General features: G+C 72.1%; 8 protein-coding genes. 2 read left to right on the top strand and 6 right to left on the bottom strand.

Annotation, left to right across the window (positions count from 1 at the left end):
• Nucleotides 1-31 precede the first annotated feature (31 nt).
• Entirely contained in the window at nt 32-433 is a 402-nt protein-coding gene (locus ACFQ7Q_RS24175; protein ID WP_383558653.1) for a cyclic nucleotide-binding/CBS domain-containing protein, read from the bottom strand.
• Between the two features lie 215 nt (nt 434-648).
• Nucleotides 649-1,449: a histidinol-phosphatase gene (gene hisN / locus ACFQ7Q_RS24170; RefSeq protein ID WP_383558651.1), complete on the bottom strand. Its 801-nt coding sequence runs from the start codon at nt 1,447-1,449 to the stop codon at nt 649-651.
• A gap of 106 nt (nt 1,450-1,555) precedes the next feature.
• On the opposite strand from hisN, the gene ACFQ7Q_RS24165 reads away from it, so the two are divergent.
• On the top strand, nt 1,556-2,218 hold the full coding sequence (locus tag ACFQ7Q_RS24165; protein WP_383558650.1) for a TetR/AcrR family transcriptional regulator: 663 nt from the start codon (nt 1,556-1,558) through the stop codon (nt 2,216-2,218).
• Here the strand turns inward: ACFQ7Q_RS24165 and ACFQ7Q_RS24160 are convergent.
• From ACFQ7Q_RS24160 to ACFQ7Q_RS24145, 4 genes are all read right to left on the bottom strand, one after another.
• A complete protein-coding gene (locus ACFQ7Q_RS24160; protein WP_376441362.1) occupies nt 2,110-2,433 on the bottom strand; it encodes a DMT family transporter in 324 nt (107 codons plus the stop codon). The genes ACFQ7Q_RS24165 and ACFQ7Q_RS24160 overlap by 109 nt on opposite strands.
• Nucleotides 2,434-2,525: 92 nt before the next feature.
• The gene (gene rsgA, locus ACFQ7Q_RS24155) at nt 2,526-3,539 is read right to left on the bottom strand and encodes a ribosome small subunit-dependent GTPase A (protein ID WP_383558648.1); all 1,014 of its coding nucleotides are present in this window, start codon (nt 3,537-3,539) and stop codon (nt 2,526-2,528) included.
• A 3-nt stretch (nt 3,540-3,542) separates the two neighbouring features.
• Nucleotides 3,543-4,871: a 3-phosphoshikimate 1-carboxyvinyltransferase gene (gene aroA, locus ACFQ7Q_RS24150; protein WP_383558647.1), complete on the bottom strand. Its 1,329-nt coding sequence runs from the start codon at nt 4,869-4,871 to the stop codon at nt 3,543-3,545.
• A 28-nt stretch (nt 4,872-4,899) separates the two neighbouring features.
• Nucleotides 4,900-5,586 (bottom strand): M50 family metallopeptidase, encoded by a 687-nt coding sequence (locus ACFQ7Q_RS24145; RefSeq protein WP_383558646.1) that lies wholly within the window; start codon nt 5,584-5,586, stop codon nt 4,900-4,902.
• Nucleotides 5,587-5,689: 103 nt separating this feature from the next.
• On the opposite strand from ACFQ7Q_RS24145, the gene ACFQ7Q_RS24140 reads away from it, so the two are divergent.
• Nucleotides 5,690-6,505 carry an SOS response-associated peptidase gene (locus ACFQ7Q_RS24140; RefSeq protein WP_383558644.1) on the top strand — a complete coding sequence of 272 codons (816 nt, stop codon included), beginning with the start codon at nt 5,690-5,692 and terminating at the stop codon, nt 6,503-6,505.
• The last annotated feature ends 14 nt before the right edge of the window (nt 6,506-6,519 follow it).

Here is a 6,519-nt window from a genome sequence, read left to right as displayed (position 1 = left end):
CCTCCTGCGGAGGTCCGGCCCGCTCCGGTGTTCAGCTCGCCACGGGCGCCGCGTGCCGGTGTGCCGGGGTCCAGCAGCGGATGATGTCGCGCACGGAGACGATGCCCACGGGCCCGTGCCCGTCGAGGACGACGAGGTGGCGGAAGCCGCCGTGGGTCATGGCGGCGGCCGCTTCCTCCAGGGTCCAGGTGGGTGCGGCGAAGACGACGTCGGTGGTGGTGTGGGAGCTCGCGGTCTCGTGGTCGGGGTTCTGGTCGGCGCCGATCGAGTTGAGGATGTCGCGCTCGGTGAGGATTCCGAACCCGCCGGCGTCGGTGTCGTGGACGACGGCCGCGCCGACGCGGCGCGCCGACATCAGTCTGGCGGCCTGGCGGAGGGTGTGGGCGGGGCCGATGGTGAGGACCACCGTGCTCATGGCGTCACGGACGAGCATGAAGGGAGCCACCTCCTTGGTGAACCGTTCCCGCCTTCAACGAGAACGGTTTCACAAGTTCACAAGTGGGGGGACTCTCAGCGTGGCATCGGTCGAGGGGGTCGACAAGGGGGCGCGTCGGAGTGCGCGGCGTGTGAAGGGGCGCCGCCCACTCCTGCTGGGCGTCCGGGGCCCGGGCGGCGCGGGGGCGCGCGCGGCGCCCCCGCCCGCCGGGGTCAGTTCTTCTGGTTCAGGTAGCTCAGCAGTTCGCCGTGGAGCAGGCCGTTCGACGCCGCCGCGTTCCCGCTGTGCGGACCGTGCCGGCCGTCGAGGCCGGTGAACGTGCCGCCCGCCTCCTGGACGACGATCGCCGTCGCCGCCATGTCCCAGAGGGACAGCTCCGGCTCGGCGCAGATGTCCACCGCGCCCTCGGCGACCATCATGTACGGCCAGAAGTCGCCGTAGGCGCGCGTCCGCCAGCACGCGCGCGTGAGGTCGAGGAAGCCGTCGAGGCGGCCCCGCTCCTCCCAGCCGCTCAGCGAGGAGTACGCGAAGGACGCGTCACCGAGCTCCGGGACCTTCGAGACCTGGATCCGCGTCGCCGACGTCAGGCTCCGGCCCGTGTACGCGCCCGCGCCCTTCGCCGCCCACCAACGACGGCCGAGCGCCGGCGCGGAGACGACGCCCACCACCGGCTGGAAGCCGGTGTCGCCGGCCTCCATCAGCGCGATCAGGGTCGCCCAGACCGGCACGCCGCGCACATAGTTCTTGGTGCCGTCGATCGGGTCGATCACCCAGCGGCGCGGGCCGGTGCCCTCCACGCCGTACTCCTCGCCGAGGATCGCGTCGCGCGGCCGGGCGCGCTGGAGCTGACCGCGGATCAGCTCCTCGGCGGCCTTGTCCGCCTCGCTGACCGGCGTCATGTCCGGCTTGGTCTCGACCTTCAGGTCGAGCGCCTTGAACCGGTCCATGGTGGCCGCGTCGGCGGCATCCGCGAGGACATGGGCGAGGCGCAGATCGTCGTGGTAATCGGCCATGGTCGAAACTCTATCCCTCGAAGGTACGTGGGCCCACGGGAGCCCTTGACAGTGCGTGGCGGCCCGTCAACTCTGTGCGCAGAACCGTTCTGGCCGGGAGGCGACGATGCCTACTGCCCGTGAGGCCCTGCTGAACGCCGCGCTGGCGGCGCTCGGGGGGCTGCCCTGGTCCGCGGTCCGGATGGTCGACGTCGCCTCCGCCGCGGGAGTCTCCCGGCAGACCCTCTACAACGAGTTCGGCAGCAAGGAGGGATTGGCCCGCGCTCTGGTACGCCGCGAGGCCGACGTCTACCTCCAGGGCGTGGACCAGGTCCTCGCCCGTCCCGTCCCGCCCGTCCGTAACCTCGCCGCCGTCGCCGAGTGGACCGTCGCCGCGGCCGGTGCCCGCCCGGTGCTGCGCGCGCTGCTCACCGGCTCCTGGGGCGAACGGCTCCCCGTGCCACGGCCGGCCAGGGCGGGTGCCCGGGCCTCCGCCGTACCCGCCCAGCGGCGGGCCGACGCCGGGGTGCCCTCGCCCGCGGATCTGCTCGGACTCGCCAGGGACCGGGCCGCGACGGCGCTCGGCGAGGGCGGCGGCGAGGACGTGCTGCGGTCGTGCGAGGTCGTCCTGCGCCTCGCGCTGTCGTACGTCGTCGCCCCCGGGCCGTCCGCGGCGGACGGTCAGTGGGCCGAACCGGAGAGCTGGAGGCCCACGACGCCGACGATCACCAGCGTGATCGAGACGATCTTCAGGGTGGACACGACGTCGCCGAGGAAGACCATGCCGTAGATCGCCGTGCCCGCCGCGCCGATGCCGGTCCACACGGCGTACGCGGGGCCCACGTCCAGCTTGCGCAGGGCGAGCGTCAGCAGTCCGAAGCTGCCGAGGGCGAAGCAGGCGAAGGCGACGGTCGGCCAGAACCGGGTGAACCCGTGCGAGAGCTTCAGGCAGACGGCGAAGCCCGTTTCCAGCAGCCCCGCGACCACCACCAGCAGCCACGCCATCGTCAGTGCCTCCCACGCCGTCGCTGACTGCTTCGTCTCACTTGGTGCGATTATGCACTTACCAGCAGCAGCCGACCGCAAACGTGCGCGACTCAGTCGCCCTCGCGTCGCTCCCTGGTCGCGAGCAGTCGGCGCAGTGAGTACAGCCGCGCCGGATCGGCATGACCCTCCGCCACCCATGCGTCCAGCGCGCAGTCCGGCTCGTCGTGGCTGCAGGCCCGCGGACAGTTCTCGGTACCGGGCACGAGGTCGGGGAAGGCGAGGATCACCCGGGACGGGTCGACGTGGTGCAGGCCGAAGGAGCGCACGCCCGGGGTGTCGATGACCCAGCCGCCCTCCTTGTCGTTGAGCGGCAGGGCGAGCGCCGAGGTGGTGGTGTGCCGGCCGCGGCCGGTGACCGCGTTGACATGGCCCGTGGTCCGCCGCCGGTCCTCCGGGACCAGGGCGTTGACCAGGGTCGTCTTGCCTACGCCGGAGTGTCCGACGAACGCGGTGGTGCGCCCCTTGAGGTGCTCGTGCACCCGCTCCGCGGCGACCCCGTCCACGAACTCGTCGCGCGTGGTGACCACATGCGGCACACCGAGCGCGCCGTACATCTCCAGGAGCTCGTCCGGCTTGGCCAGGTCCGACTTCGTCAGGACGAGGAGCGGTGTCAGCCCGCCGTCGTACGCGGCGACCAGACAGCGGTCGATGAGCCGCGGGCGGGGCTCGGGGTCGGCGAGCGCGGTGACGATCGCCAGCTGGTCGGCGTTGGCGACGACCACGCGCTCGAACGGATCGTCGTCGTCGGCCGTACGGCGGAGCACTGAGCTGCGTTCACCGATCCGTACGATCCGGGCCAGCGTGTCCTTCTCGCCGGACAGATCGCCCACGAGGGAGACCCGGTCGCCGACGACGGCGGCCTTGCGGCCCAGCTCGCGCGCCTTCATCGCCAGGACGACCCGGTCGTCGACGAGACAGGTGAGCCTGCCCCGGTCCACGGTGAGGACCATGCCCTCGACCGCGTCCTCGTGCTTGGGGCGGATGTTGGTGCGGGGACGGTTGCCCTTGCGGTTGGGCCGCTGGCGGATGTCGTCCTCGTCGGTGTGCTTCCCGTAACGCCGCATGGCTCAGGCTCCGAGCATTTCGGTCCACATCCTGGGGAAGTCGGGCAAGGTCTTGGCGGTCGTCGCCACGTTCTCGATCTCCACGCCCTCGACCGCCAGGCCGATGATCGCGCCCGCCGTCGCCATGCGGTGGTCGTGGTACGTGTGGAAGACACCGCCGTGCAGCGGGCGCGGGCGGATGTGCAGACCGTCCTCGGTCTCCGTCACATCGCCCCCCAGCTCGTTGATCTCCTTGGTCAGGGCCGCCAGGCGGTCCGTCTCGTGGAGCCGCAGATGGGCGACGCCGCGCAGCGTCGACGGGGAGTCGGCCAGCGCCGCGACCGCCGCGATGCCGGGCGTCAGCTCGCCGACCTCGCTCAGGTCGACGTCGATGCCGTGGATCCGGCCGGTGCCGGTGAAGGTGAGCCCCGCCTCGGTCAGCTCGCAGGAGCCACCCATCTCGGTGAAGATCTCGCGCAGCGCGTCACCGGGCTGGGTGGTCCGGGCCGGCCAGTCCGGGACCGTGACCCGGCCACCGGTGATCAGGGCCGCGGCCAGGAACGGCTGGGCGTTGGACAGGTCGGGCTCGACGACCAGGTCCCGGCCGAGCAGTGCGGAGGGGGAGACCCGCCAGACGTTCGGCTCACCACCGGTCTCCGGCTCGTCGACCTGGGCTCCGACCACGCGCAGCATGTCGACGGTCATCCGGATGTGGGGCATGGAGGGCAGGTTCGCGCCGACGTGGCGTACCTCCACGCCCTGGTTGAAGCGCGGGGCCGAGAGCAGCAGCGCGCTGACGAACTGCGAGGACGAGGAGGCGTCGATCTCCACCGGGCCGCCGTCGAGAGCCCCGCCGCCGTGCACGGTCATCGGCAGCGCGCCGCGCCCGTCGTCGTCGATCCGGGCGCCGAGCACGCGCAGCGCGTCGATCACACCGTTCAGCGGCCGCTCGTGGGAACGGGCGTCGCCGTCGAAGTGCACCGGGCCGTCGGCGAGGGCCGCGACCGGCGGAAGGAAACGCATGACCGTACCGGCGTTGCCGACGTCCACCGTCGCCGGGCCGCGCAGCGCGGCCGGGATGATCCGCCACGCCTCGCCCGTGCCGTCGGGGCCCACGCCCTCCTCGATCCTGACGCCCAGCGTGCGCAGCGCCTCGGCCATCAGCAGCGTGTCGCGGGAGCGCAGCGGGCGGCGCAGCCAGCCCGGCTCGGCGGCGAGCGCGGCGAGGACCAGGCCGCGGTTGGTGACCGACTTCGATCCGGGCACGGTGACGGTCGCGTCGACGGGACCGCTCGCGTACGGGGCGGGCCAGGGGTCGGTCTGCAGGTCGGTGTGCGAGGAGGTTTCGGTCATGCCCTCACTTTAGTGGGGACCGCACCGACTACAGCCCCAGCAGCCAGCGGCCTCCGCCGATCAGGGAGCAGATCGAGACGGCGTGGAAGAGGAACAGCCAGAGCGCCGGGTGGACATGGGTGAGCCGGGCGAGCTGGTCGGCGTCCGAGTCCGGCGCGCCGCCGTGGCGCCGCTTGCGCTGGAGCTCGAAGACCGGCCGGACGCCGCCGAGGAGCAGGAACCACACGACGGAGTACGCGAAGGCCGACTGGACGTCCGGGCCGGTCAGCCAGGAGACCAGGAGGAACGCGGCGCCCGTGAGGAGCACGGTGAAGATCCCGTACGCGTTGCGGACCATCAAGAGCATGGCCAGCAGGAGTGCGGTGGCCAGCCAGAGCAGCAGGGTGATCCGGTGGTCGGCGAGCAGCCAGGCGCCGCCGAGGCCGAGCAGCGGGGCGGCGGTGTAGCCGGCGGCGGCGGTGAGGATCATGCCGATGCCGGTCGGGCGGCCGCGGGAGACGGTGAGGCCGCTGGTGTCCGAGTGGAGCCGGATGGACTGCAGCCGGCGGCCGGTGAGGAGGGCGATCAGACCGTGACCGCCCTCGTGGGCGATGGTGATGGCGTTGCGGGACAGCCGCCATATCCCCTGGGGGACCGTGACGAGCAGCGCGGCCACTCCGGTGACGATCACCAGCCACTCTTCCGGGGCGGGCTGGGTGCCGAGGACTTCGGTCATTTTCGGATCGGCTCCTCGGGAGGGGTGGAAACGGTGCCGGTGCGCAGCGCCGTCGTTGAGGGGTGGTGGTCGGGCGACGGGAGGGAGTGGCAGTGTGGCACGTATGTGCGGACGGTATGCAGCGAGTCGTCGGCCCGAGGACCTGGTGGGTGTCTTCGAGGTCGAGAAGTGGGAGCCCGAGGAGACCCTGGCTCCCGACTGGAACGTGGCCCCGACCAAGGAGGTCTACGCGGTCCTGGAACGCCCTTTGAAAGACGCGGATTCACCCAGCCCGGTTCGCCAGCTGCGGACGTTGAAGTGGGGTCTGGTGCCGTCCTGGTCGAAGTCGCCGGAGGGCGCGGCCAGGATGATCAACGCCCGGTCGGAGACCATCGCCGAGAAGCCGTCGTTCAAGAAGGCCTTCTCCGCGCGGCGGTGCATCCTGCCGGCCGACGGCTATTACGAGTGGGTGACCGGCTCGGGGGAGCGGGAGCTGGAGGTCGAGGGGAAGAAGAAGCGGCCGCGGAAGCAGCCGTACTTCGTGACCCCGGCGGACGGCTCGGTCTTCGCGATGGCCGGACTCTACGAGTTCTGGCGCGACCGCACACTGCCCGACGACCACCCGTCGGCGTGGTGGGTGACCTGCTCCGTGATCACGACGGAGGCGGAGAAGGGGCCGCTCGGCGTGGCCCCGGAGGAGGGCCCCCACTCGCTCGCCGACATCCACCCCCGGATGCCGCTGATGCTGACCCCGGACCGCTGGGACGCCTGGCTGGACCCGCGGCACACGGACGTGGAGGACCTGCGCGGGCTGCTCGCGGCCCCGCCGGAGGGCCTGATGCGGGCGTACCCGGTGGCCACGGCGGTCAGCAACGTCCGCAACAACGGCCCGGAGCTCCTGACCGAGCTGGAGGGCCCGGAGGTCGGCACGCTGTTCTGAGCGCGGCTCCGGAC

Source organism: Streptomyces sp. NPDC056527 (genome assembly GCF_042794475.1).
In the GTDB taxonomy this organism is placed as follows: Bacteria; Actinomycetota; Actinomycetes; order Streptomycetales; family Streptomycetaceae; genus Streptomyces.
The sequence above is the reverse complement of the archived record's forward strand: the minus strand, read 5'-3'. Positions and strand labels throughout refer to the sequence as shown.

Bases quoted from the DNA above. Each gene is read 5' to 3' on its own strand.
- ACFQ7Q_RS24175 (WP_383558653.1), bottom strand. From the start codon at position 433: ATGCTCGTCCGTGACGCCATGAGCACGGTGGTCCTCACCATCGGCCCC.
- hisN (WP_383558651.1), bottom strand. From the start codon at position 1,449: ATGGCCGATTACCACGACGATCTGCGCCTCGCCCATGTCCTCGCGGAT.
- ACFQ7Q_RS24165 (WP_383558650.1), top strand. From the start codon at position 1,556: ATGCCTACTGCCCGTGAGGCCCTGCTGAACGCCGCGCTGGCGGCGCTC.
- ACFQ7Q_RS24160 (WP_376441362.1), bottom strand. From the start codon at position 2,433: ATGGCGTGGCTGCTGGTGGTGGTCGCGGGGCTGCTGGAAACGGGCTTC.
- rsgA (WP_383558648.1), bottom strand. From the start codon at position 3,539: ATGCGGCGTTACGGGAAGCACACCGACGAGGACGACATCCGCCAGCGG.
- aroA (WP_383558647.1), bottom strand. From the start codon at position 4,871: ATGACCGAAACCTCCTCGCACACCGACCTGCAGACCGACCCCTGGCCC.
- ACFQ7Q_RS24145 (WP_383558646.1), bottom strand. From the start codon at position 5,586: ATGACCGAAGTCCTCGGCACCCAGCCCGCCCCGGAAGAGTGGCTGGTG.
- ACFQ7Q_RS24140 (WP_383558644.1), top strand. From the start codon at position 5,690: ATGTGCGGACGGTATGCAGCGAGTCGTCGGCCCGAGGACCTGGTGGGT.